The organism is Paenibacillus sp. J2L1-98 (assembly GCF_056269405.1).
Genome location: NZ_JBWDNW010000012.1, coordinates 138,976 through 162,537, shown reverse-complemented (window position 1 = coordinate 162,537; position 23,562 = coordinate 138,976). Strand labels below are relative to the sequence as shown.

Genomic DNA, 23,562 nt, shown 5'->3' with positions numbered 1-23,562 from the left:
GCGCGCGACTCAAAATCGTGAGGGAAACCGTGGAGGTTCGAGTCCTCTCATCGGCACCAAATTTTCTAACACAAACTCTTGAGATCAAATTGATCTTAAGAGTTTTTTTGTTTATATCCGTATGATTTGAACAGGCTACAGCAAATCTACGAATGAAGCCCGTTGAATAATGCAATAATCTCGTTTATAATAACAGAAATTTCCACGTTAGATGGGAGGAAGGAACCGTGTCAACGGAGTATCTGATAAGTGAACTGTCCGAAATATCAGAAAATAATCTAAAAAGTCTCATAAGGCTTTTAGCAGAGGTTGTTGATGAGGGGGCTTCCATTGGTTTTTTACCCCCTTTAAGCCAAACTGACGCAGTTGAGTATTGGTCAGGGATAATTAGCGATCAGGTCATCTTATGGATTGTGCAAAGGAATGGAGAAACGGTTGGTTCCGTTCAATTACATTTGTGCTCGCGTCCAAACGGTACCCACCGCGCTGAAATCGCGAAGCTTATGGTCCATCCGCGAGCTCGACGTAAAGGGATAGGGCATTCGCTGATGGCTGTTGCTGAAGAAAGGGCGAGGCTTGAAAATCGCACTCTGCTCGTCTTAGATACACGCGCTGGTGATCCATCCAACCTATTATATCGTTCAATGGAATATATAGAAGCAGGACGCATCCCTGGTTATGCAAAATCAGCCGACGGGGAGCTTCATGATACCGTGTATTATTATAAGCGCTTATCGTAGTCTGTAACCATCCTTATTTAGGAGGCGTACGGCATTATGGATGATTTCAATTTTAATCCCTTATTACTTTCTATTCCAGAGAGCTTTGAAAGCAATCGTCTGCTTATTCGTGCACCATTGTGGGGTGACGGCATCCAGCTGAATGAGGCTGTTATTGAAAGCATAGACGAACTAAAGCCTTGGATGCCATGGGCAAAAACAATTCCCACAGTAGGCGCGCTCGATTAAAATATCTGGAGCGTACGGATCTGATGCTTCTGCTGATTTCGAAGGAAACTGCTCAATTAGTAGGCAGCAGCGGTCTTCATCGAATAGACTGGCAATCAGGAAAATTCGAAATCGGTTACTGGGTGCGTTCAGCTTTTAGCGGTAAAGGATATATTACGGAAGCAGCTGATGCGATCACAAATTTTGCTGTCCAGGAATTAAAGGCCAATCGCGTTGAAATTCGTTGTGACTCTCGAAATATAAGAAGTGCGCGTGTAGCGGAGCGGTTAGGCTACACGTTAGAAGGCATTCTTCGCAAAGAAAAATGCGCTATTGACGGTTCGCTCCGAGATACAATGGTATTTTCCAAAGTTCGGGGCTGGGAGATATGCGAGTGCCCTTAGTGTGGTAATGATTTGTATTGCGAATTTCCTGTTAAAGTAAAGCGAACAGAGCCGTGCCTTGAAGCACGTCTCTTTTTTTGATAATCATCATAGAATTCCTGCTTGGAAAACATTTAATTGCTTTCAAATATTAATGGAGCACAAATTGGCTTTCTTACCAAATTGCGTTTGATTGGTTTGTAGTGAAAACGCGTGCGGGCTAACGAAATGCTTGATCATTAGGCACGAAATTAAATACGGCGGGGAACCAGCCTTCGCTGGGTGGTTGACGGGTAGGCGTAACGAGCAATATATGTTTTTGAATTTATAGAAGTTTCCATGTAATATAGGGGTAAATCAATAAAGAAGCGCAACCCTCATAAGGAGTGAGCACAGGATGGGCAACAAAACCTTTACACTTAACGAAGCTAACGAGCTGCTGCCTCAATTGAAAGAGGATTTACTGCAGCTGCAGCAATTAACGGCGCAGTTCGAGAATCAATACTTGAACTATCAGAAGGAGAAGGCGGCTTACGAGCAAGCTTATGTTGCGGGACAAGGAAGCAGGGACCCTTTCTTTGAGCAGGAGAGCCAGCTGGAATTTCTGAAGATCGAGGCTGACCTGTTGATTGAAAACTTTTCACGAAAAGGCGTGCTTTTGAAAATGATTAACCCCGGCTTAATTGACTTTCCCGCAGTGCTGAATGGCGAGGATATTTTAATTTGCTGGAAGGAAGGGGAACAGCATATTAGTCATTATCATGGCTGGCATGATGGTTTTGTTGGCAGGAAGCCGTTCCCGGAAGGCGGAAGATAAGCGGATCGTTCATAATATCAAGACGATATCCTAGTAATATACAGTAAAAAACCCCCGACGATCAGGACGGCCAATAGGCTAAGCAGACCCGATATTTTTAATATTTTTTTACCCATGCGATCACTCCTTCCATTATTTTTTTCATTATTTCAAGGATATAAGCCTGCTGCCGGAAATGTACCATGATATGGAACGGGACACTAGATCCTTTTAGGGCGCTTTGCAGCAAGTCAGTCAAGGAAGAAAAGGAGCGGAGCGGCATGTCAGGTGTAATCTCGAAGGCGATTCATATTTTGGACCTTCTGCTTCCGCAAGGAACGGAGAAGGAAATGAGTGTCACGGAATTGAGCAGGGAGCTGGACATGCCCGTGCAAAGCGTGCACCGGATTTTGGCCTCCTTAGTGGAGCATGGGTTCGCCGCTCAAAATCCGAAGACGAAGAAGTATAAGCTAGGCCTGTCGATTATGAAATATGGCTTCCTGATGTGGGACAGCTTAATGCTGCGCACGGTAGCGAGACCTTTCATGGAGGAGCTTTCGCAGAAAACGAAGGAAACCATTTACCTGGCTACCCGTGAAAATGGGGAGGGCGTCTATATCGATTCGGTCGATTCGCCGCAGGTTTTGAAAATATCCGAACCGATCGGGCTAAAGCTGCCCTTATTTATTGGCGCTTCGAATCGGGTTATCCTCGCTTATTTGCCGAGAAAGACGCAGGAAGCGTTTTTGGAGGAAGTCGATTGGGAGGCCGTGCCTTCGCTGAGGCCCATGTCGCGGGAATATATAGAGAAAGAGATTCTATCCATCCAAAAGCAAGGTTATGCCATAACTGAAGGCGAGGCAACAGCGGGAACGACCGGTATTGGCGCTCCGATTTTTTCTTACGATAACATGGTGATCGGCTCTTTAAATGTGGCAGGACCTTCTCTGCGGTTTACCGATGAGACCATTCCGAAAAATAGCTTCCTCGTTAAGAAATATGCGGACCTGATATCGAACGAACTTGGGTATCGTTATAAGCTGAAACGGTAAGGCTATTTTTTTATGAAGCGGTTCCCATTATTCGGGAAGACCATATTACATATACCGAATAATGGGATTATAATAAACCTTAATAACCGCATACTGCGTACATTGGGGGAGAACCGTACGATGAATATCCTTGCTTTCAAACACTTTACTTTCGATGATGATTATGCGTTCCGTTCATGGGCAAGCCTTGGAGGACATCGCCTCGACATACGTGATCCTTCGGTTGAAATAAATTCGGAATGGTTGGATGAATTGGATCTGCTCATTATTTGCGGCGGACCGATGAGCGTCTATGAGGATGAGCGTTATTCTTGGCTTGCTTCCGAGAAGCAATTCGTAGGGCAGGCGATACAGCTTGGCAAAAAAGTGCTCGGTATTTGCTTCGGCGCCCAGATGATAGCCGAATTATTAGGCAGTCCTGTGTACAGGAATGCCTACAAGGAAATTGGCTGGCATACGATCAAACGCACGCAGGAGCGGCACTCATGGCTGGAGGGTTTGCCTGAGCAGCTTGTATCGTTCCAGTGGCACGGCGATACCTTCGACCTGCCGGAGGGAACGCGTCTGCTCGCTTACTCGGAAGCATGCAAGGTACAGGCATTTGATTATCAAGAGCATGTGCTTGGGCTGCAATTTCATTTGGAGACGACGCCGGCCTGCATGGAATCGATGTTCGCGCACTGGTCCTCCGAGCTTATTGATGCGCCCTACATTCAGACGGCAGAGCGGATTCGGCGGCAATTCGGACAAAGCGGGCAATCGATAAAAGCTCTTCATCATCTATTAGATCGAATTCACCTTCAAGCCATTGAAACGGAGGAGGGGGTAATATGATGCCTTGGCTAACGGAAGGGAGCGGAATAGGGATGAAACACAACCGTCTAGGTCATTCAGAGCTGTATGTCAGCGAGATCGGTCTTGGCTGCATGTCGCTCGGGACGGATAAGGAAAAGGCGATAGCCCTCGTGCATGAAGCGATCGAGGGAGGCATAAATTTTCTGGATACGGCGGATCTTTATGATGAAGGTCTTAATGAGGAGATCGTCGGAGAGGCAGTACGCGGACGGCGTTCGGATATTATACTTGCGACGAAGGTCGGCAACCGCTGGGAGCCCGGCAAGGAAGGCTGGACATGGGACCCTTCCAAGGCATATATCAAGTCGGCCGTGAAGGACAGCTTAAGGAGACTCCAAACGGACTATATCGATCTGTACCAGCTGCATGGCGGTACGCTTAACGATCCGATCCCGGAGACCATCGAGGCTTTCGAGGAGCTTAAGCAGGAGGGGCTCATTCGTTATTACGGTATTTCTTCGATTCGGCCAAACGTTATCCGGGAGTATGCGGAGCGGTCGAATATCGTCAGCGTAATGAGCCAATATAGTATTTTGGACAGAAGGCCGGAGGAGGAGGTATTGCCTTTACTGGCGGAGAAGGGGATCAGCTTAATAGCCCGCGGTCCGGTGGCAAAAGGAATTTTAACCGGCAATGGCGCTGCGAAAGCGGAAAAGGGTTATTTGGATTACGGGAAAGAAGAGCTGTCGGCTTTGCGTGCTGCATTGCTCCGTGCAGGAGGCGGCTCCAACGATATGGCGCATACGGCAATCAGATATGCGCTGGCCAATCCGGCTGTAGCTGCGGTCATTCCAGGGGCAAGCTCGGCGGCTCAACTGCTGCATAATATTGGCGCGGGATATGCTCAGGCGCTGACGTCAAACGAATTAGAAGCTATTCGGAGTCTAAGCAGAAGCAACCGCTATGAACAGCACCGCTAAAATAATATTTTATGGGGAAAATGGCAGGTAAAGTAATCATGTACAGGACAAACGTTCTGCGTTATGATCTTTGCGCAGGCCATTTTTTCTATTTAATTGTATGGGGAAAAAGCTGCCTGCCGCGAAAACCTTGAAAGAGAGCTGATGTGAAATGATTAAAAATATCAATTGCGCGTACGTTCCGGTTTCGAATGCGGTAAAGGCTGCGGAGTGGTATGAGCGGGTGCTCGGTATGAAGCTCCGTTCCCCCGTTGAACCAGGGCGTGGCGCTATTATGATCATGGGAGACGGCGGGTGGCTCTTTCTGCTGCCGAGTCCTGCTATGACTCCGCTTACATTCGAGACGACAGGGTGGACTGAAGACGGAGAATCGTTCGAGATGTTTCCGCTATGCTTCGAGACCGAAGATATTTCGTCGCTGTATGCTTCCTTGAAGGAGGCCGGCACATGGACCGAGACGGATATTCGGGACGAGGGCAGCTGCGGCCTGCAGCTTGGTTTCAAAGATCCGGACGGCAACAAATATCAAGTATGGCAGAAGCCGTCTTTATAGGTTAATTGATGATCGTCATCATAGCTATTCGGGGTGGGCAGATGAGAAAGTCTATGCTAGGGCTTTCTCTCTGTGCTATTCTAAGAAAGGAAGGTTTGACTTAATCAACTGTATGCAATAATATTACAGTATCCTTCTTGAGAGGGAGTGCAAAGATGAACAGTGAATTTACGGTAGCGGTTCACAGCCTGGTGCTGTTAGCTTATTTGCCTGATCATATGGCCAGCAGCGAGACGATTGCCCGTAACGTGGCGACCAATCCGACGCGCATTCGCAAAATAATGAGCACTTTGCGGAAACACGGTTTTGTGAAAACGAAGGAAGGAATCGGCGGCGGCTATATTTTGAACTGCGAGCCGGGGGAGGTTTCGCTTGCTCAAATTTACCGGGCGCTTTCCGGCTGTTCGCTTAAGCCTCACTGGTGTTCGGGCAATCCGGAGGAGGAGTGTCTCGTTTCGGCGAATATTCAAGCGGTCATGGATCATTTTTTCTACGAAGCGGAGCTTCATTATGTAGCTTACCTGGAGCAAAATACGCTTCAAACGGCTTTGGAGAAGATCCGAAAATGCCAACAGCTGCAAAAGGAGCATCAGATTTAAAATCTTACAGCAAATGAGAAGCGCCATGACTGCTTCAGCTGCTGTGGAAACAATAGCGGTAATAAGGGTAGAAGCTGTGTATTACCGCTCATTGTGCATGGCAGTCCTCATAGCGGGCAGCATTCTTTTTGTACTGCCCAATGTGTATCTAATATTCATACAGTTATTGCATGTCCAGCTTATGGAAGCGCGGCTTCCGATCATGAAGTAGAGGGTGAGCGTTATGTCAGAACAGACCAAAATAAATTCAGCATTTAGCATTCCGTTGTCAGTACTCGATGTTTCACCAATTGTCGAAGGAGGCTCTGTCGCCGAATCGCTCAGCAATACGTTAGACCTTGCACAGCATGCGGAAAAATGGGGCTATAACCGTTACTGGCTGGCGGAGCATCATAATGCGCCAAGCATTGCGAGCTCGGCGACGTCAATCGTCATCGGGCATGTAGCGGCAGGCACGTCGACGATTCGCGTCGGCTCGGGCGGCATCATGCTGCCAAACCATGCTCCGCTTGTCATCGCCGAGCAATTCGGCACGTTGGAATCTTTATTTCCCGGCCGCATCGATCTCGGACTTGGCCGCGCGCCCGGCACTGACGGTCTTACAGCTGCTGCGCTTCGAGGAAACAGAAGAAGCAACGGCCATGATTTTCCCGAGCAGTTAGCGGAGCTTCGGGCGTTTCTGGATCCGTCGGGCACGGAGGTCGGCATGCCTGTGCGGGCGATTCCAGGCGAAGGGCTGGACATACCGATTTGGCTGCTGGGATCAAGTGATTTTAGCGCGCTGCTGGCTGCGCAGCTCGGCTTGCCGTTCGCTTTCGCCGGTCATTTCTCGCCTACGTTTACCGTTCCGGCGATGAATCTCTATCGCAGCAGCTTCAAGCCTTCTGCCGTTCTCGATAAACCGAAAGGGATGGTCGCGGTAAACGTGGTTGCGGCCGATACGGATGAGGAGGCGGCTTATTTGGCTACATCGATGCAGCAGCTATTTCTTTCGTTTATTCGTAATAACCGCGGGCCTTTGCCTGCTCCGGTTCACGATATGGATGACGTATGGACCCCGCAGGAGAAGATCGCTCTGCAGCAGCAGCTGGGTTCTTCCATTGTCGGCGGGCCGGAGACGGTTCGCAGCAAGCTAAAGCAATATATTGAGACGACGCAAGCTGATGAGATCATGGTTGCGGCTCATATATTCGATCACAAGGCACGCCTGCGTTCTTATGAAATTATAGCAGGGCTATAATAAACAGACGGGGAGCGGGAAATTAGCTGTGCTTATTTTTATGCTGCTCTCCGTCAATCTAATTTATATACTTATTTTTATGGCATTCTTCTTTACTTAACTTTCGCAGAGTGAAAGAGACTTTTGAGCAACGTATTACGATTGTTTAGTATCTTTAGCTCAATCTTACATTTTGCGAATGCTATCTCTTAGGATTAGCTCAGTAGCAAGCATGACATGATGAATGGCTTCATGTCCCTCTAAAAGATCAATTAAGATCTGAGCGGCATGGGAGCCTAGCTCATATTTATACTGGTGAACGGTAGTCAGCGCCGGTGTGCAATAGGCTGTCAAGTTTATATTATCGAAGCCTATGATTGAAATATCCTCAGGTACCCTTTTCCCCATTTCCTTCACGGCCTGCATTGCCCCAAGAGCCATTAAGTCGCTGGCACAAAATAAAGCAGTCACCTCAGGCCTGCTGGCAAGCACTTTGCAAGCAGCTTCTCTTCCTCCAGCTTCGGAAAATAATCCGTCAAGAACAAGTGACTCGTCAAAGGGGACGTCATAATTCTCAAGTGCTTGACGATAGCCCTCTAGCCGTAAAATGCTTACATTCGCTTGAGAATGGCCGTTAATCATTGCGATATGACGGTGTCCGGAATCCAGCAGATGGTTTACTGCAGCAAGGGCACCGTTTGTATTGTCTGATGTCACGTACCCGACATTTGGTCCCTCAAGTATAATATCGATGAGCACACAGGGAATATCAGAGGATACAATCTCCTTCAAATATGGATCATCCAGTCGGATACCCATAATAATAACACCATCTACACCTCGTTCTTGGCATAACGTCTTATAGGATTTCATTCTCTGTTTCTGCGATGTCGTACTGAACAGAACAAGATCATAATCCAGTTCTCCTGATCGATCGTTTATTCCGCATAGCACTTCATAAGCAATATTGTCTTTGGAGCTGTCCCTTGTAACGTTGGAGAGAAGGAGGCCGAGTGTCTTTGTCTTCTTTGATATGAGTGACCTAGCAGCCATATTGGGACTATAACCCAGCTGGTCTGCAATTGTCCTAATCTTAAGACGGGTGCCTTCGTTAACGTCATCATAGCCATTCAAAGCACGGGACACCGTCGTAACAGATACACTGGCGGCTTTGGCAATATCTTTAATGGTAACCATATAAATACCTCCATAATGTTCTGGAAAATATTTCTTTCCAAAAATTTAAATATAAATTTAGACTTGTAAATGCTTTCATCTTGAACTATAATTCGATTATATCGCATCCGAAACGTTTTGGAAAGTTGGGTGAATATTTTTATTGGGATTTCAATTTTTTTTATCCTTTTTCCGAAACGTTTCGGATTTAAAAAATTAAGAAATGAGGAGAAAATTTGGATTATCAAATCATCAAAGAAAATGATTTATTTCTTATGACAGATAAGGATGGAGATATCTCAGAGCATAATGCTTCCGGTCAGGGTCTCTATACGAGAGATACCAGGTTCCTAAGCAGGATGGAGATTCGAATCAACGGTGAGAAAACCATTTTATTGTCCTCATCCTCTGCCGAGAATTGTATCTCTACCATTCGTCTTACCAATTCACATATGGAGGAAAACGGTAAGCTGATTTTATGGCGTGAATCTGTAGAAATTGAACGCACGCGCTTTATCTATGACGGTGCATTATACGAGACTATCAAGCTAACAAGCTACTACCCTAAAGCCATCCGTTTTGATTTCTCTATGCTATTGGATGCTGACTTTGCTGACATGTTTGTCGTTCGCGGCTTTCAGTATGGAGAGCTAGGGAGCAAGACGGCCGAGCGGAGCGCGCCGGGTGAGAGAGTGATCAGTTATCTCGGGGCCGACGGCGTTCGGCGCGAGACTAAGGTTAAGTGGAATAAGAAAGAAAGTCGAATAGACGAGACAGGCGAGCTTTATTTCGACGTGGAACTGAATCATCAAGAAACCTATGCAATCGATTTCTTTATCGCTCCGATTTTGGATGGCAAAGAGCCGTTTCAGCATGAGGTTGAGAATGCTATGAACAAGTTAAGAGCATCTTATACAGAATGGAATGCTTCAACGACTTCAATCCATAGCGATGTTCCACTCCTCAATAAGCTCTACCATCGCGGTGTCCAAGATTTACGAGTACTGCTTACCGATCTCGGTTATGGAGCATTTCCTGTAGCAGGCCTGCCATGGTATTCCGTCCCGTTCGGTCGAGATAGTCTCATTGCCGCTCTTCAGATGCTACCTTTAAATCCTCAAATTGCGAAAGGAACTCTGCTCACGATGGCTGCTTATCAGGGTCAGAAGGTGGATGAGTGGCGGGATGAGCAACCAGGCAAGGTGATGCATGAAATTCGATATGGTGAATTGGCCGGTACGAATCAGGTTCCATTTACGCCTTATTACGGAACAATCGACGCGACACCGCTTTTTTTGCTGCTTACAGCCGAGTATTATCACTGGACAGGAGATGCTGATTTTGTAAGCTCATTACTGCCACATCTCGATGCGGCATTAGCATGGATTAAAGATTATGGCGACCAAGACGACGATTCCTTTGTGGAGTATTATCAGAAGTCAACCAAAGGCATTGCGAATCAGGGATGGAAGGATTCCGCAGATTCAGTCGTCCACCGCAATGGCGACTATGCGGAAGCTCCGATCGCACTCGTTGAAGTTCAGGGCTATGTCTATCAGGCGCTTACCCGATTATCCACCATATTCAGAAGCTTAGGCCGTGAAGAGCAGGCAGCCATCATGGAACAAGACGCAGCACAGCTTCGAGCTCGCTTCGAGCGTGATTTCTGGTTGGAAGATGAGCAGTATTATGCGATAGCCTTGGACAAAGATAAGAAGCAGGTGGATTCGGTTACTTCAAATGCAGGTCATATTCTCATGTCCGGGATCGCTTCTCCCGAGCGGGCAAGGGCTGTTGCAGAACGGTTGGTTGCGCCTGACATGTTCGGAGGCTACGGCATTCGGACAATGAGTACGGCTGCAGCGGGATACAATCCGATGAGCTATCACGACGGAAGCGTATGGCCCCATGACAACTCTCTATGCTTGCTTGGCCTTAGTCAATCGGGTTTCACGAAGGAAGCAAATACAGTCATGCAGGGATTATTGAATGCTGCCGACAAATTCGAATATTACAGGCTGCCTGAACTGTTCTGCGGGTACGATGATTTGCTTGGCGCCCCGGTTCCTTATCCAGTTGCTTGCTCTCCGCAGGCATGGGCGGCTGGTACGCCATTGACATTTGTGCAAGCGCTGCTTGGCCTTCAACCGGATGCCTTATCCCGGCAGATTACGATCAAGCCGTCTCTTCTTCAAGGGATGAATGAGCTTAGAGTGGAGCAGCTTCACATAGGCAGCGGCACTCTCAACCTGCGCGTTACTCGCGGTAACGCAGGGCCAGAGGTAGAAATACTGTCTAATCAGACAGGGTATGAGCTGCTGATTTCATAGGATTCACGCATTATTTTATATACAAGGCTCACATTACAAAGGAGGTTGTATGTATGTTGAGAAAATCTGGTTTTGTTATTTTATCATTAATGTTGGTTATCGTTCTTATGTTGACCGCTTGCGGCGGTAAGGAAGGAAACGCCAACACAGAAGAAACGAACAAAGCTACAGAACAAAATCCGACAAAAGAGCCAGCCGATGAGCAGATTACCGTTACGCTTGCAGGCTGGGGAGCAAGCCCGGAAGAGCAAGATCTGCTTAACCAGACGCTGAAAGCGTTTGAGGCAAAGTATCCGAATGTGAAGGTGAATTACGAGGTAATTGCCGACCAATACATGGATGTTATCAAGACAAGACTTATAGGCGGAGAAGGTCCTGACGTATTTTACTTGGACGCATTCGAGGTGCCCGGACTCATTGAGCGAAATGTGCTCGAGCCGTTAGACAGTTATGTGACGCCAGAGTTTGATGTTGCGGACTTCGAACAGCCGATGGTCGATGCCTTTAAGCAGGAAGGCGTAACCTATGGTTTCCCTAAGGATTTCTCTACACTTGCCATGTTCTACAACAAAAAGGATTTCGCTGAGGCGGGAATTACAGCACCTCCGGCAACATGGGAAGAGCTGCAGACTGCCGCGATTAAGCTGACCAAAAAAGAAGGAGACAAAACCACTCGTTACGGCTTCGGCGTTGCGCCTGAGCTTGCACGCCAGATGTTTATGATTCAAGCATTCGGAGGCAAAGTGTCAGACGATGAGGGCAACGCGACTTTTGCATCGCCAGATGCACTTAAAGGACTGCAGCTTGTGGCAGATATGCATAACGTGGACAAATCATCCGGTGAGCCGAAGGAAGTGGGCGCCGGCTGGGGCGGAGAGATGTTCGGGCAAGGGAAAGCTTCTATCGTATTCGAAGGCAATTGGGCGATTCCTTTCCTGGAGTCTAACTACAAGGATCTCGATTACGGCACCGCGGAGCTCCCGACTGTAAACGGCAAGAAAGGTACAATGGCCTTTACCGTTGCTTACGTAATGAACAAGGAATCGAAGAAGAAAGAAGCGGCTTGGCAATTAATCTCCTTTTTGACAGGCAAGGAAGGGATGAAGACGTGGACCAGCAAAGGCTTCGCGCTGCCTACTCGGAAGTCAGTCGCACAAGAGCTAGGTTATGACAAGGATGAGCTGCGCGGTGCAATCGTGGCGGGCGCTACTTATGCAACGCCTTGGCAAGCCGGCTCCACGCTGCCTACCATTACGAGCAACTTCAATAATCAATTTGTAGACACATTCATGGGCAACTCGAAGCTTGAGGATGCGATGAAGGTAGCGGAGAGCGTCGCGAATAAAGAAATCGCGGCAGCGAAGTAAGCGGATTGAAGAGGGGAGAGGGAAGATGTCTCTCTCCTTAATTCTTTCATTATGATACGAGAGGAGAAGGTGATGCATGACCCAAGTTTCTTCATGGAGAAAGAAGCTGAAAAATAATGCGACCGGCTATCTGTTCCTGCTTCCAACGATTCTAGTGCTTGGTACTTTTTTGTTCCTGCCTGTTTTCTATTCGCTCTATTTATCGGGACATAAGGTCAACCTGCTTGGCGAGGTCAGTTACAATTGGGTAGGAGTGGATAATTTCACCCGTATGGCCGACGATGGTCGAGCTTGGATCGCGCTTAAAAATACGGCATCTTTCGCGCTGTTCGTTGTGCCGCTGCAAACGGCGTTCGCCATTTTGCTTGCCGTTATTTTGAATGCCAAGTTAAAATATAAAAATTTCTTTCGAATCGTATTTTTTATGCCGACCGTAACCTCATCTGCTGTATTGTCACTTATCTTTATGTGGATATACAATTCAAACGGTCTTTTGAACCGAGTTCTTGAGATCGTGGGTTTGCATGGCTACAACTGGCTCGGAGATCCCGCGGTCGCCATGAAGGCGATCATGATTATGAATATATGGTCTACCGCTCCATTCTTTATGGTCGTCTTTCTGGCTGCGCTGCAGGATATTCCTGATGCGCTTTACGAATCGGCGATGCTGGACGGGGCAGGAGCTTGGAGGCGTTTCCTTTCTATTACGCTTCCGATGATTAAGCCTGCAACCTTCTTCACCGTCGTTATGGGAATCATCGGTACTTTCCAGTTATTCGATCAATCGTATATTTTCTCGGCAGGCTCCGGAGGTCCGAATAACTCAACCTTGACGGTCGCGCTGCTGATTTATCAGTATGCTTTCAAAAATCTCGACTTCGGCTACGCTTCTGCGCTCGCTGTCATGCTGGCTGCGGTCATTATGCTCGTAACATTGATTCAACGCAAGCTTTTCGCCGAAGAGAAGCTGAACTAGGAGGGTGATTAGGTGGTATTTCAACAATCCAAATGGGGAAAGGCGATTCTTTACTTCCTGTTATTTGCATACGGCTTCATTACGGTCGCGCCCTTCTTATGGGCGCTGTCCTCTTCGTTTAAGCCGCTAAGTGAAATTGTGTCGGGGGGCATCAACTTTATTCCAAAACAGTTCACCTTTCAAAACTATTATGACATCTTCGTTAGAGAACCGCTGTTCCTTAGGTGGATGTATAATAGCGCCTTGATTGCGGTAGTTGCGACACTGTGCAATACCTTGTTCAACTCCATGGCAGGTTATGCGCTTGCGCGTATTGACTTTGCCGGAAACAAAGTGATGTTCATTCTTATCCTGGCAGTGCAGATGATTCCGGGTCAACTAACCATCGTTCCGGCGTACCTTATTATGAAGCAGCTTGATTTGTTGAACACGTATGCTGCGTTGACCCTGCCTATGATGGCAAATGCGACTTTCATCTTCATGATGCGGCAGTTTTTCCTGAGTTTCCCGAAGGAGCTGGAGGAAGCCGCCGCGATGGATGGATTAAATCGGTTCGGGGTATTTTTCCGTATTGCTCTACCGCTGGCTATGCCGGCATTAGCGGCCCAGACGATCTTCGTATTCATGGGAGCGTGGAACGAATTTCTAAAACCACTCATGTTCATGTCCGACAAGTCAATGTTTACGCTGACGCTGGGGCTTAACACCTTCAAGGGGCAATATATCAGTCAATGGAATTACATTATGGCCGCATCAATGGTATTCACGCTCCCAGCGCTCCTTATTTATGCTTTCTTCAACCGATTCTTTATTAAGGGAATTACGTTTACCGGCGGTAAATAGCAGAGAAACTATCAATCTAAGTTTCAATGTAAATGATTAATCAGCGGCTTTCTCCTAGTACAAATAGGGAGATGCCGCTTTTTTCTTTTTGAGACAAAATCAGTTCTTTTCAAATATATTTTTGTCGAGATCAGTGAGGTGAAGTGGTATCTAATAAATGAGCGGTAATTTTAACTGTTCTTTCTAATCCACCTAGATATCGGATAAACCGGGAAATGAATAATGAGGATGCAAATCGGTGAAAGTAGTTAGGGAAATTGCAGATATTCGGAGGGAAATATGAAAACACTCATTATTTCGGTATCAATCCTCTTATTTGGAACTTTAGTGCCCGCTCATAATTCCGGATTTAAGGGAGGGACGGAAAGCTTACCAGTTAAAAAAGCGCCAATCCGCAATTACGAAGAAGCCGTGCAAGGAATCTATTCTGCAGTGTTTGGCTGGGACGGGGATAAGGATGCAGCTATCGCATTTGAAAATGGAAGCTTCTTGATTCGAGACGAAAAAAATATCATCATCGGCTTTAATATTTATAACTCAGTGAAATCTGTCAAGTGGTATAATCACTCCGGTTACCTCCCTTGTCTCATAACGGAATTCGAACAGGATGAGGTATTAGTGAAAATTATGAATTTCGGTGATAAAGTAACGCTTAATGGGAACGACTATGTAATTGCTTATTCCAGAGTGTCTGCAACGAACCTAAGTACGGAAACAAAGGAAATCTTTCCGGGACAATCCGCTCCTTTTATCCCATTAAATTCACCCGATCATACGGTTAACCCACAAGAGACTGTGAATTTCGATTTTGCCGTTGCTATAGACCGGTTCGGAAAAGATTTCTACTGGCCCAAAAACGAAGACATCCAAAAAGCAGGTGGTTGGGACAAACACTTTCGATCTATGAAAACCTACTGGGATAATAAATTATCGGAAATTGCACAAATTCAAACTGCGGATAAACAATTAAATAATGCCTATAAAGCGGGTTACATTTATACTCACATTGTGAAAGACGGATATTCCACGCATGTAGGGGAAAATGGTTATGACCGCGTTTACGATCATGACGCGGTCGGAAGCCTGGTAACATTGCTTACCATTGGACAATACAGTGAAGCTAAACAATTACTGGAGCGACTTCCTGTGGGAAGACAGTATGATGATGCAACTTGGAAATATCCCTGGCCATGGGCGCTTTATCTTCTGAAGACCGATGACGTCGAATTTGCGCGGGTGCATTGGCCTGAGATTAGAGCCGCCGCACATAAAATAAGCGAGGATCGGACTGGACCGAACGGAATTATGAAGAGAACCAACGATGTTGACGCGAACGGATACTGGACGGTCGATAACTGGTCCGGTTTGACGGGGCTTTTGGCCTATAGGTACGTTGCGGACAGATTGGGGGAACAGGAAGAACGGGCTTGGGCAGAAGCGGAGTATAACGATTTTTTGATCACAGTGAATCTAACGCTTTCTGAAACCGTCAAGAATTTCAGAATAAATTATATGCCTGCTTCAATGGTGGAACCGAATGATAAAAACCGGACCCGAAATCCGAAAGACGCCAATTGGGCTTCGATGTTTTCTTTCGGCAGGTGGGCTTGGGACGGATGGCTGCTTGGTGGTAAACAACAGGGCGTAAGTTTGAATATGATTGATGCTACTTACGATTACGGATTCAAACGTTTGCAGAAATCCGGCCTTCCCCCTCATACCTATGGTGGATATCCTAACCCGGATTTTAAGGTTTATTCTACAGGGTACAATGCGGGATATGGGGCAGCTGCCCTTAGAGGAAACAAATATAGGACGGAAGGAATCATGGATTATGAATTTATGATCTCCAATACCCAAAGTGGGCCATATAGCTGGTGGGAGAATATCGGAGTGCCGGCTCCATCAGCATGGGTAGGAATACATCCGGGCAAGGGCAGCGGATCCTCTCCACATATGTGGGGTCAATCCATGGCTTCCAAAGTATTTGTAGAATCGATTGTGGCGGAGTTTTACGATGGTCGTATCCTGATAGGAAGAGGGATACCGGACAAATGGCTGGGTCAAGAGAAGATTATGGTGCACTATTTTCCGATCAGCCATAAGGGAAGAATAAATATCATCATCGAAAGTCCCTCCAGAAACGAAGTAACTCTAACAATGAATGGGGATGTGCCCGCCAACGATATCATTTTCAACCTGCCGATATTTGTAAATCGAATACAATCAGCTAGCAAAGGGATCATCAACAGAAAAGAAGGTACCGTAACTTTATCACCAGGTATACGGAGTGTAAGAGTGAAATTGGATTGATTATTAATGAAATATTTATGGTCGTTTCTATTGTGCTTAGGGAAGGCTATTGTTAACAAAACTGCGTCCCAATCGATTGACATCGATTGGGACGGGAACACGGATGTCCTGAACATGTGACTAGGCGAGAACGAGCCTGCAAAATTCTACGTTCATAGTGAGAATTGAAGCAAGCCAAAAGGGTGCAGACCGGAAATCGGTTTACACCCTTTTGGCTAATGAACCTGAGTGGCCCGGTTATTCGACAGGCGGCCGCAGTCCGTTGCGGAGCTGACGGATTGAATAGCCAAAGTCTATTTGGAGATGCGGATAGTCAGGGAAGTTCTTCCAGTCACCGCCCCAGGTAAAGCCAAGCCGTTTAGCAATTGCGACGACCTCCATCCAATCTGCTTGCCCGTTTTTATTGCCGTCATATTTCATGTCCCATACGACTTCACCCTTCTTGGTGCGCAGCGCAAAATCGATAGCGAGGCCGTAATTATGATACGACTGGCCGCCCTGCACCTGTGTAACGACTTTGCCATCCGTCGTTCTTCCCTTAGCATAAATAGCGTCCTGCTCTTCGTTTGAGCGGAAGCCGTCCGTAATGAGAATGGTGATGCCGGCCTTGCCCGTTTCTGAGATCAGCTCGTTTTGCTTGGCAAACACGACCGGATGCAGCTCTGTTATCGGAGCAGCCGGAGTGATTTCGGTGTCAGGTATGGGGGGCTCAAAGGTGAGAATCGTCTTCCACAATATAGCAGCGGTGACTGCCAAAATAATGAGCAGCAGAAGTCTGTTTCGCTTGCGTTTATTTCTTGCTGCAAGATCCAGCGGGGTCCTCCCAATCGGAAGGGGCTGCCGGGTAATAGGATTTCGTTCAATCATGCTATATCTCCTTACGCTTTGTATCCGCTTATCTTAACATATTGCAATTCCCGTTTCCCTAGTCCGAGGTAGGGGATTCATTTCGGCATTTGACATTTTATCAGTTTAGTTATAAACTGATAACTATAACGAAGGCTTGAGGTGGTCGAATGGATCGTAATGATACGGAATCCTTCTTATCTAAACGTGATGAGCGGCTGGGCTTAATGATATGGTTTCGCTTATCGCGGGTTTATAATCAAAGCCTGCGGGAAAGCCAGCAGCATTTGAAAAAATGGAGCTTATCCGCCGCGCAGTTTGACATACTGGCGCAGGTTGGCGCTCATGGCCGTTTAACGCAGCAGCAGCTGGCCGACAAGCTGTTTGTCACGAAAGGGAACATTACGCAGCTGCTTGGCAAGCTTGAAGAGTTAGGCTTTGTAGCGCGCGAGCAAGAGTGGAAGACCAAATACGTATCGTTAACGGAAAAGGGTAAAGCGTTGTTTGATGATGTCGTTCCGGTACAGGAGCAGTTCCAGGCGTCGCAGTATAACGCTTTGGACCGGGATGAGAAGAGGCAACTGCTCGATTTGCTTAAAAAAATACAATATTAAATGATAAGGCATAAAAAAAGTGAATTTTGCATGACAAAACTTTTTGGGAGGTTGTTTATATGCAGCTCAAAGGCATTCACCACGTATCCGCGATCACAGGCACCGCATCCGGTAATTTTGACTTTTACACGCAGTTGTTAGGTCTTCGTTTAGTCAAGAAGACGGTTAACCAAGATGAGACGTCGGTTTATCATCTGTTCTATGGAGATGAGAAGGGGAATCCGGGAACGGAGCTGACCTTCTTCGAATTTCCGATGACGGGCAAAAACCGTGCCGGTATAAGCAGCATTTCCTCTCTGTCCCTGCGGGTCGCGAATGATGCGGCGCTTCGCTACTGGAAAGAACGGTTCGAGCAATTCAGTGTCGATCATGATGAAATTATTGAACGCGCAGGCCGCAATACGATTGCTTTCAGAGATTTTGAGGGGCAGCGCTTAGTGCTCGTATCCGATGAGCATAATGAAGGCGTTAAGGGCGGTGTTCCTTGGGATAAAAGCACAGTGCCTGCCGAATACGGCATTCTTGGACTTGGCCCGGTGCAGCTGACGGTCAAAAATCCGGAGCCTACCGTTCTCGTACTGACCCAGCTGATGGGCTTCCGCGAAAAAGGGAAGTATCCGTCCACGGTTGCAGGCCAGCCGGATATCGTCGTATTCGAAACCGGAGAAGGCGGCAGCGGCGCCGAGGTTCATATCGAGGAGCGGCATGATTTGCCGCGTGAGCAGCAGGGACATGGCGGCGTGCATCACGTAGCGTTCCGCGTAGACAACGATGACGAGCTGCGCGAGTGGATCGAGCATATCCGCGGAGTCCGTATTCCAAACTCCAGCTTCGTCGACCGCTACTATTTCCGCTCGCTGTACTTCCGCGAGCCGAACGGCATTCTTTTTGAACTGGCGACTGACGGTCCCGGCTTCGATACGGATGAAGATATCAACCATTTGGGCGAATCATTGGCGCTGCCTCCGTTTCTGGAGCCGCAGCGCGCGCAAATCGAAGCAAGATTAAAGCCGCTGCAAACAAAGTCGAACGGCTGACGGAAGGCGGGCACTGCCAATAATTTTGCAATGAGCAATAGCAGATAGTTTGATATACTTCGTAGATTCGCTTATTTAGGAGGACCTACGTGAAGTATATAAGCAATAGATTAGTTATAGCGGCTTTTGCTTTGTTATATATGATGACTGAAATGGCGCAGCCTGCCTTTGCTCAAAGCGCGCTGCCTTTCGATGATATTTCGAAGAGCTACGGCAAGCAGGAGATTGTAGATTTGTATAACAAAAAAATAATAACGGGTACGTCGAAATGCAGCTTCTCTCCGGCCAAATCGATCTCCAGAGCGGAGTTTGTAACCGTGCTTGACCGGCTGCTCAGATTAGAGCCGGTAGCGACCCCGGTCTCTCCATTTAACGACTTAGCCAGGAAGGCTTGGTACTATGGCTGGATTCAAGCGGCCGTGCAGCTCGGCTTGGTCGATGGCATAGCCGTGAATACCTTTGCTCCGGCGAAGCCGATTACGAGGCAGGAGGCTGCCGTATTATTGGCTCGTGCGTTAAAAAAGCCGGAAGATGATGCGGGCGAGAAGCCGGGCTTTGAAGATAGCAGCCTTATCGCGGAGTGGGCAGACTCGTCCGTAATGACGGTTCTTGAGCACGGCCTTATGAAGGGCGACAATAATGGCCGCTTCCGTCCAGCAGACCCGATCACACGACAAGAAACGGCGGTTATGATCCATCGGGTGCTGCAAAATAAAAAATGGGCAGCGGAATTAGCGGCTAAGCCCAAAGAAACGATAAAGCTTGGCTGGCAATACGCTCAAACCACACAGCAATATGAAAAAAATGTTTTGTCATCGAATGTAAACACCTTGTCTCCGCGTTGGTACAATGTAGGGGCTTTGGGCGATGTATCCGAGATGACGGATCCAGCTCTTGTAACGTGGGCAAAGAAAAATAATAAAAAAATATGGCCGATGGTAGGCAACCGCTCCGACCAAGCAGCTACTCATCAAATGCTGTCCAACACCAAAGCGCGCAATACGGCAATTGCGAATCTGTCGGCAGTTGTACGAAAATATGATTTGGACGGACTTAACATCGATTTTGAAAATGTTTCCTCTCAGGATCGCACATCGCTTACTGCATTTATAACGGGTTTATCGGAGAAGCTAAAGGACATGAACGTGACGCTCTCAGTCGATGTATCTCCCGACCGCGGAACCGACTGGACGGAAGCCTTCGATTATGCCGCGCTTGGCGAGCAAGCTGATTATATCGTATTAATGGGCTATGACGAGCATTGGGGAGGCAGCCTGGTAGCGGGCTCTAATGCTTCCCTGGGCTATGATGAAGCGTCATTGAATAAGCTGGTAAGGGTGGTGCCCAGCTATAAAGTTATATTAGCTCTGCCTTTTTATAATCGTGATTGGAATTTGAAGGAGGACGGAAGCGCCCTGTTCTCCGAAATCATTTCACTCAGCCAGCAAAATGCGCTGATCGATAAGTATTCAATCCGGCCGATATGGAATGCCGGGTTAGGACAGTACACGGCTGCTTATACGAAAAACGGGGTAAGTCATAAAATATGGCTCGAGGACGGACGCTCCATAACTGAAAAATACAAGCTGGCAGCAGATGCTAAGCTTGCCGGTCTAGCCTATTGGTATATTGGCGGCGAAAGCCCTGATATTTGGTCAAGCATGAGAAATGCCGACCGATTTTTGGGATATTCATTTTTGAAATAAATGAGGAATTGGAGAAGGAAGGCAGACTCGCTGTATGCGATGTTTGCCTTCTTTTTTTGCTCGAGATTATGATGCTAAAGATGGCGGCAGCCGTGTAGGCTTGGCAGCCAGAAGCTGCTCTTTATGAGTGCTGCTGCTGTTTCAGCTTAAGTTCGACGAGCAGCGCGTGGAGCTGCTCCGTCGCCAGTCCATGCAGTACAAGGCGGAAGCCTGCTTTCAGCGTTGTGAGCGGCACCATGGGATGTTTGTTGTTTATGAGCGCCAGCCGCTCGTTGTTGCCGATAATCTTAGAGGCGAGGATACCGATCGTTTCATCCAGCTGCAGCGAGTTGGTCGCCCGCCAGAAATCATTATCCGTCAGGAACATCTGGTAGACAGGAGTGAAGCATTCGATCGCCGTCGTCAAATCCATAAAGTTGGTCCAGCGATTCGGCATTTGCTCAATGGGCAGGGGAGACGAGGTAATCGAACCGAAATGAAGCGTCTCCTGCTTCTTTACCTCGATCCCCTTGCTTTGAAGCTCCCGATTGAGATTGATGACGAAATTATATAAATTAAGGTCGTGTATCAAAAACAGATCATCCTTAACCGGCTCAAGACGGGTCGGCTTTAGCGGATTCATCTCGATTTGGACGCCGGGCACATTGTCGCGAATGAAGCCCAGCACCTCGGAGCCGAGATAGAAGTGGCGCAAAATCATAAAGTTAGCGCTCGGACTGACAAAGGTTTTCATCCCGAAATGCAGCACGCGGTGCAGAATGCGAGATGATGTGAGCGCCTTTGGCACAATGATTTTATAAATTTGCAGCAAAATAATCATCATCCGCGCAAAAGGTCTCAACAAGGGCAATAGAAACTGCCGCGATTTGCTTGAGCAATCCTTAAGGTAAGCGGCCTTTGCCTCTTCATTGAAGGGAATGCTCTGATCCATGAATATCGCGAGAAACGGATTCGGATCGTTTTTGTCATGCGCCATATTTTTAAAATAATCGGCTTCGCTCATACGTTCCCCAGCTCCTCTAGTTGGAGCAGGTACAGCCGTGCAGTCGTTTTAGCCGTTTTTACAATTCGCGCCGCAAATTCCATCGTCAGCATAGGATGCTGTACGACCGCCTCAAGCCTCTCGAAATGCTTCTCGTCGGAGTCGCTATGATAGAGAAGGAACGACACTTCCTCATCGCTCAGTCCGAGCTGATCGCGGATCATCTCGCCCCAGTAGCGCGCCATTCGGCAGCCCAGCCCTTCGATAATCCACATGGCGCCGATGAGATCGATCGGATTCTCACGGCTAGCCCGTTGAAATAAATAAGACGATAATGCCTCGCTGCCGATATTTTTTTCGCCGGACTGAATTTTCGCCAGGTCTCCTCCAACGGCAACATAGTTGCGCTCCAGTATTTGAAAGTCGCGATGCTCGTCGCGCGCATGAGCGATGAACGTCGAACGGAGATCAATATGCTCAATCGCGATATATGAAGCTGCGCGGGCGATCCACTGCGAGCCGTCAATGACCTGCTGGCGGATATTTTCCATCAGCGCCATGTAATCTTGAAGAGTGAATTTATTGTTGTACAAATGCTGAATAACCGGAACATGCGCCAGCTTTTGCTCAAAATCGATCCATACCTGCACGAGCTGTCTGACCAGATGGGCTTGAACGTTATTTGCTGCGTCGTACTCCAGATAAGGGGCCTCGGGTTTTCTTTCCTCGAACGCAGGCCTCGCTGCCATCTCGGCATCATCCGCGGAGCCGACAACGGTCAGCAGCATATACGACGTCTGAAATCTGCCGCTCTCCGGAACCATGCACAGCACCTGCTCGCCGGGCTTCAGATGTCCTTCGTTAAGCAGTTCCTCCAGCATGATATAGATCGACGCCGCGCCAGTGTTGCCCTTCGTATATAAATTCGTGAACCATTTCTCCTCGGGGATTGTAAGTCCGCCAAGCTGCAGCAGCCTGAAGATCTCCTCGCGGAAAAAATGGGACGAATAGTGGCATGCCATCCAATCAATGGCGGCAGGGTCGATCTTGCCCTCATCCACAAGCTCGAAGAACCGGTTAACCCCAACCTTCGGCATTTCGTTGACGAGCCGAATATCCTGCTTTAGATTAATGGCTCCGTCATTTGCTGCTTCATGAATGGAGGGATAGTCGAGCCAGCCAGCCTGCTCATCATTTTCCTGATTGGTCCCTGCATACATGCAAACGTCATATAGATTCGCGTAGGATTTGTTGTCGATCCATTCGATGCGCAGCGACAGCCCGGATGAGGCAGGATGATGCTGCAGTACCGCCGCGCCGGCACCATCGGATAGCATAAATCGCAGAAAGTCGGTATCGAAAGGGACTTGGCGGTTGGAAAGCGCCTCCTGCGCCTCGAACCTTGTATGCTTAAATGCGCGGCTCGGAAATTCGCTCGCACAGGAAATCGCTGTTTGCTGCTCGCCGGACAGCACATGCAGGTAGGCGTTTTTCATCGCCTGCATGCCGCTGGCGCAAACGCCATGATGCGTGGCGACCTCCATAACAGGCAGGCTGGTTTCAGCATGAACCATGCTGGCGAAGCCGGGCACTAATAAATCGCCTTGCGTCGTGCCGACTGCGAGGAATTCGACCTTGTCACTTAGTGCCGCTTTATTCCGCTCAAGCGCATCGCGTATGGCGAGCCCCGCCATTTCCGCATTCGAATAGAGGCTTTTTTGCTCTTTGCTGATGGCATAATGCCGAAAGCGTATTTTATTTTGATCGAGGATGCGCCGCATCGACTTAGAGCTTTTGCCGCCTATTTTGCCGAGGTAAGCCTCGATTTCATCATTGCCGACAGGCGATCCGGGCAAAAACTTACCGATACTCGTTATATATACAGAATGCATGAAGCACCTCCATTAAGGAATATTTATATGTCTTATAATCGTTGATGCTGCGTTTTAAGCCTAGTACTAACTTTAATTGGTACCGCATTGAAAGTTGGGCTTGAATAAATACTCGCCAGTCTTATATAATAATCGCATATTAAAACTGATGACTGA

20 protein-coding genes and 1 pseudogene are annotated in these 23,562 nt (G+C 47.7%); 17 read left to right on the top strand and 4 right to left on the bottom strand.

Annotated elements, in window-relative coordinates:
- Nucleotides 1-227: 227 nt before the first annotated feature.
- The 9 genes and pseudogenes from AC0YNZ_RS20690 (at nt 228) to AC0YNZ_RS20650 (ending at nt 7,345) form a co-directional block, all read left to right on the top strand.
- Nucleotides 228-740: an N-acetyltransferase family protein gene (locus tag AC0YNZ_RS20690; RefSeq protein ID WP_475828393.1), complete on the top strand. Its 513-nt coding sequence runs from the start codon at nt 228-230 to the stop codon at nt 738-740.
- Nucleotides 741-776: 36 nt separating this feature from the next.
- A pseudogene (locus AC0YNZ_RS20685) lies at nt 777-1,351 on the top strand (GNAT family N-acetyltransferase).
- A gap of 376 nt (nt 1,352-1,727) precedes the next feature.
- Nucleotides 1,728-2,147 carry a DUF2203 domain-containing protein gene (locus AC0YNZ_RS20680; protein WP_475828392.1) on the top strand — a complete coding sequence of 140 codons (420 nt, stop codon included), beginning with the start codon at nt 1,728-1,730 and terminating at the stop codon, nt 2,145-2,147.
- Nucleotides 2,148-2,407: 260 nt separating this feature from the next.
- On the top strand, nt 2,408-3,178 hold the full coding sequence (locus tag AC0YNZ_RS20675; protein ID WP_475828391.1) for an IclR family transcriptional regulator: 771 nt from the start codon (nt 2,408-2,410) through the stop codon (nt 3,176-3,178).
- A gap of 120 nt (nt 3,179-3,298) precedes the next feature.
- Nucleotides 3,299-4,012, top strand: a complete 714-nt coding sequence (locus tag AC0YNZ_RS20670; RefSeq protein ID WP_475828390.1) for a type 1 glutamine amidotransferase — start codon at nt 3,299-3,301, stop codon at nt 4,010-4,012.
- Nucleotides 4,013-4,044: 32 nt separating this feature from the next.
- Complete coding sequence (locus tag AC0YNZ_RS20665) at nt 4,045-4,953, top strand: aldo/keto reductase (RefSeq protein ID WP_475828398.1); 909 nt, start codon at nt 4,045-4,047, stop codon at nt 4,951-4,953.
- 151 nt (nt 4,954-5,104) lie between these two features.
- Entirely contained in the window at nt 5,105-5,506 is a 402-nt protein-coding gene (locus AC0YNZ_RS20660; protein ID WP_475828389.1) for a VOC family protein, read from the top strand.
- Nucleotides 5,507-5,661: 155 nt separating this feature from the next.
- Nucleotides 5,662-6,105, top strand: coding sequence for an Rrf2 family transcriptional regulator (locus AC0YNZ_RS20655; protein WP_475828388.1), 444 nt, complete (start codon nt 5,662-5,664; stop codon nt 6,103-6,105).
- A 223-nt stretch (nt 6,106-6,328) separates the two neighbouring features.
- The gene (locus AC0YNZ_RS20650) at nt 6,329-7,345 is read left to right on the top strand and encodes an LLM class flavin-dependent oxidoreductase (RefSeq protein ID WP_475828387.1); all 1,017 of its coding nucleotides are present in this window, start codon (nt 6,329-6,331) and stop codon (nt 7,343-7,345) included.
- A gap of 165 nt (nt 7,346-7,510) precedes the next feature.
- Here the strand turns inward: AC0YNZ_RS20650 and AC0YNZ_RS20645 are convergent, their stop codons facing one another.
- On the bottom strand, nt 7,511-8,521 hold the full coding sequence (locus AC0YNZ_RS20645) for a LacI family DNA-binding transcriptional regulator (RefSeq protein WP_475828386.1): 1,011 nt from the start codon (nt 8,519-8,521) through the stop codon (nt 7,511-7,513).
- A 215-nt stretch (nt 8,522-8,736) separates the two neighbouring features.
- Between AC0YNZ_RS20645 and AC0YNZ_RS20640 the strand changes: the two genes are divergently transcribed.
- From AC0YNZ_RS20640 to AC0YNZ_RS20620, 5 genes are all read left to right on the top strand, one after another.
- Nucleotides 8,737-10,830, top strand: coding sequence for an amylo-alpha-1,6-glucosidase (locus AC0YNZ_RS20640; protein WP_475828385.1), 2,094 nt, complete (start codon nt 8,737-8,739; stop codon nt 10,828-10,830).
- Nucleotides 10,831-10,883: 53 nt separating this feature from the next.
- Nucleotides 10,884-12,197, top strand: coding sequence for an ABC transporter substrate-binding protein (locus AC0YNZ_RS20635; RefSeq protein WP_475828384.1), 1,314 nt, complete (start codon nt 10,884-10,886; stop codon nt 12,195-12,197).
- A gap of 76 nt (nt 12,198-12,273) precedes the next feature.
- A complete protein-coding gene (locus tag AC0YNZ_RS20630; protein ID WP_475828383.1) occupies nt 12,274-13,173 on the top strand; it encodes a carbohydrate ABC transporter permease in 900 nt (299 codons plus the stop codon).
- 12 nt (nt 13,174-13,185) lie between these two features.
- Entirely contained in the window at nt 13,186-14,016 is an 831-nt protein-coding gene (locus tag AC0YNZ_RS20625; protein ID WP_475828382.1) for a carbohydrate ABC transporter permease, read from the top strand.
- A 279-nt stretch (nt 14,017-14,295) separates the two neighbouring features.
- Nucleotides 14,296-16,329, top strand: coding sequence for a hypothetical protein (locus AC0YNZ_RS20620; protein WP_475828381.1), 2,034 nt, complete (start codon nt 14,296-14,298; stop codon nt 16,327-16,329).
- Nucleotides 16,330-16,566: 237 nt separating this feature from the next.
- Here the strand turns inward: AC0YNZ_RS20620 and AC0YNZ_RS20615 are convergent, their stop codons facing one another.
- Nucleotides 16,567-17,196, bottom strand: a complete 630-nt coding sequence (locus AC0YNZ_RS20615; RefSeq protein WP_475828380.1) for a M15 family metallopeptidase — start codon at nt 17,194-17,196, stop codon at nt 16,567-16,569.
- Between the two features lie 149 nt (nt 17,197-17,345).
- Between AC0YNZ_RS20615 and AC0YNZ_RS20610 the strand changes: the two genes are divergently transcribed.
- The 3 genes from AC0YNZ_RS20610 to AC0YNZ_RS20600 all read left to right on the top strand — a co-directional run bounded on the left by AC0YNZ_RS20610 (nt 17,346) and on the right by AC0YNZ_RS20600 (nt 20,532).
- Nucleotides 17,346-17,789, top strand: a complete 444-nt coding sequence (locus AC0YNZ_RS20610) for a MarR family winged helix-turn-helix transcriptional regulator (RefSeq protein WP_475828379.1) — start codon at nt 17,346-17,348, stop codon at nt 17,787-17,789.
- Nucleotides 17,790-17,848: 59 nt separating this feature from the next.
- Entirely contained in the window at nt 17,849-18,826 is a 978-nt protein-coding gene (locus AC0YNZ_RS20605) for a ring-cleaving dioxygenase (protein WP_475828378.1), read from the top strand.
- Nucleotides 18,827-18,915: 89 nt separating this feature from the next.
- Nucleotides 18,916-20,532: an S-layer homology domain-containing protein gene (locus AC0YNZ_RS20600; RefSeq protein WP_475828377.1), complete on the top strand. Its 1,617-nt coding sequence runs from the start codon at nt 18,916-18,918 to the stop codon at nt 20,530-20,532.
- A 121-nt stretch (nt 20,533-20,653) separates the two neighbouring features.
- Here AC0YNZ_RS20600 and AC0YNZ_RS20595 read toward each other — a convergent pair whose 3' ends face one another.
- On the bottom strand, nt 20,654-21,535 hold the full coding sequence (locus tag AC0YNZ_RS20595) for a DUF6999 family protein (RefSeq protein WP_475828376.1): 882 nt from the start codon (nt 21,533-21,535) through the stop codon (nt 20,654-20,656).
- Nucleotides 21,532-23,406: a 3-oxoacyl-[acyl-carrier-protein] synthase III C-terminal domain-containing protein gene (locus tag AC0YNZ_RS20590; protein WP_475828375.1), complete on the bottom strand. Its 1,875-nt coding sequence runs from the start codon at nt 23,404-23,406 to the stop codon at nt 21,532-21,534. Before AC0YNZ_RS20590 ends, AC0YNZ_RS20595 begins: the two co-directional genes overlap by 4 nt.
- Nucleotides 23,407-23,562: the final 156 nt, after the last annotated feature.

Coding starts and splice junctions, on each gene's coding strand:
- AC0YNZ_RS20665 (WP_475828398.1), top strand. CDS start 4,045: ATGAAACACAACCGTCTAGGTCATTCAGAGCTGTATGTCAGCGAGATC.
- AC0YNZ_RS20595 (WP_475828376.1), bottom strand. CDS start 21,535: ATGAGCGAAGCCGATTATTTTAAAAATATGGCGCATGACAAAAACGAT.
- AC0YNZ_RS20655 (WP_475828388.1), top strand. CDS start 5,662: ATGAACAGTGAATTTACGGTAGCGGTTCACAGCCTGGTGCTGTTAGCT.
- AC0YNZ_RS20615 (WP_475828380.1), bottom strand. CDS start 17,196: ATGATTGAACGAAATCCTATTACCCGGCAGCCCCTTCCGATTGGGAGG.
- AC0YNZ_RS20630 (WP_475828383.1), top strand. CDS start 12,274: ATGACCCAAGTTTCTTCATGGAGAAAGAAGCTGAAAAATAATGCGACC.
- AC0YNZ_RS20650 (WP_475828387.1), top strand. CDS start 6,329: ATGTCAGAACAGACCAAAATAAATTCAGCATTTAGCATTCCGTTGTCA.
- AC0YNZ_RS20620 (WP_475828381.1), top strand. CDS start 14,296: ATGAAAACACTCATTATTTCGGTATCAATCCTCTTATTTGGAACTTTA.
- AC0YNZ_RS20670 (WP_475828390.1), top strand. CDS start 3,299: ATGAATATCCTTGCTTTCAAACACTTTACTTTCGATGATGATTATGCG.
- AC0YNZ_RS20605 (WP_475828378.1), top strand. CDS start 17,849: ATGCAGCTCAAAGGCATTCACCACGTATCCGCGATCACAGGCACCGCA.
- AC0YNZ_RS20610 (WP_475828379.1), top strand. CDS start 17,346: ATGGATCGTAATGATACGGAATCCTTCTTATCTAAACGTGATGAGCGG.
- AC0YNZ_RS20645 (WP_475828386.1), bottom strand. CDS start 8,521: ATGGTTACCATTAAAGATATTGCCAAAGCCGCCAGTGTATCTGTTACG.
- AC0YNZ_RS20680 (WP_475828392.1), top strand. CDS start 1,728: ATGGGCAACAAAACCTTTACACTTAACGAAGCTAACGAGCTGCTGCCT.
- AC0YNZ_RS20635 (WP_475828384.1), top strand. CDS start 10,884: ATGTTGAGAAAATCTGGTTTTGTTATTTTATCATTAATGTTGGTTATC.
- AC0YNZ_RS20660 (WP_475828389.1), top strand. CDS start 5,105: ATGATTAAAAATATCAATTGCGCGTACGTTCCGGTTTCGAATGCGGTA.
- AC0YNZ_RS20590 (WP_475828375.1), bottom strand. CDS start 23,406: ATGCATTCTGTATATATAACGAGTATCGGTAAGTTTTTGCCCGGATCG.
- AC0YNZ_RS20675 (WP_475828391.1), top strand. CDS start 2,408: ATGTCAGGTGTAATCTCGAAGGCGATTCATATTTTGGACCTTCTGCTT.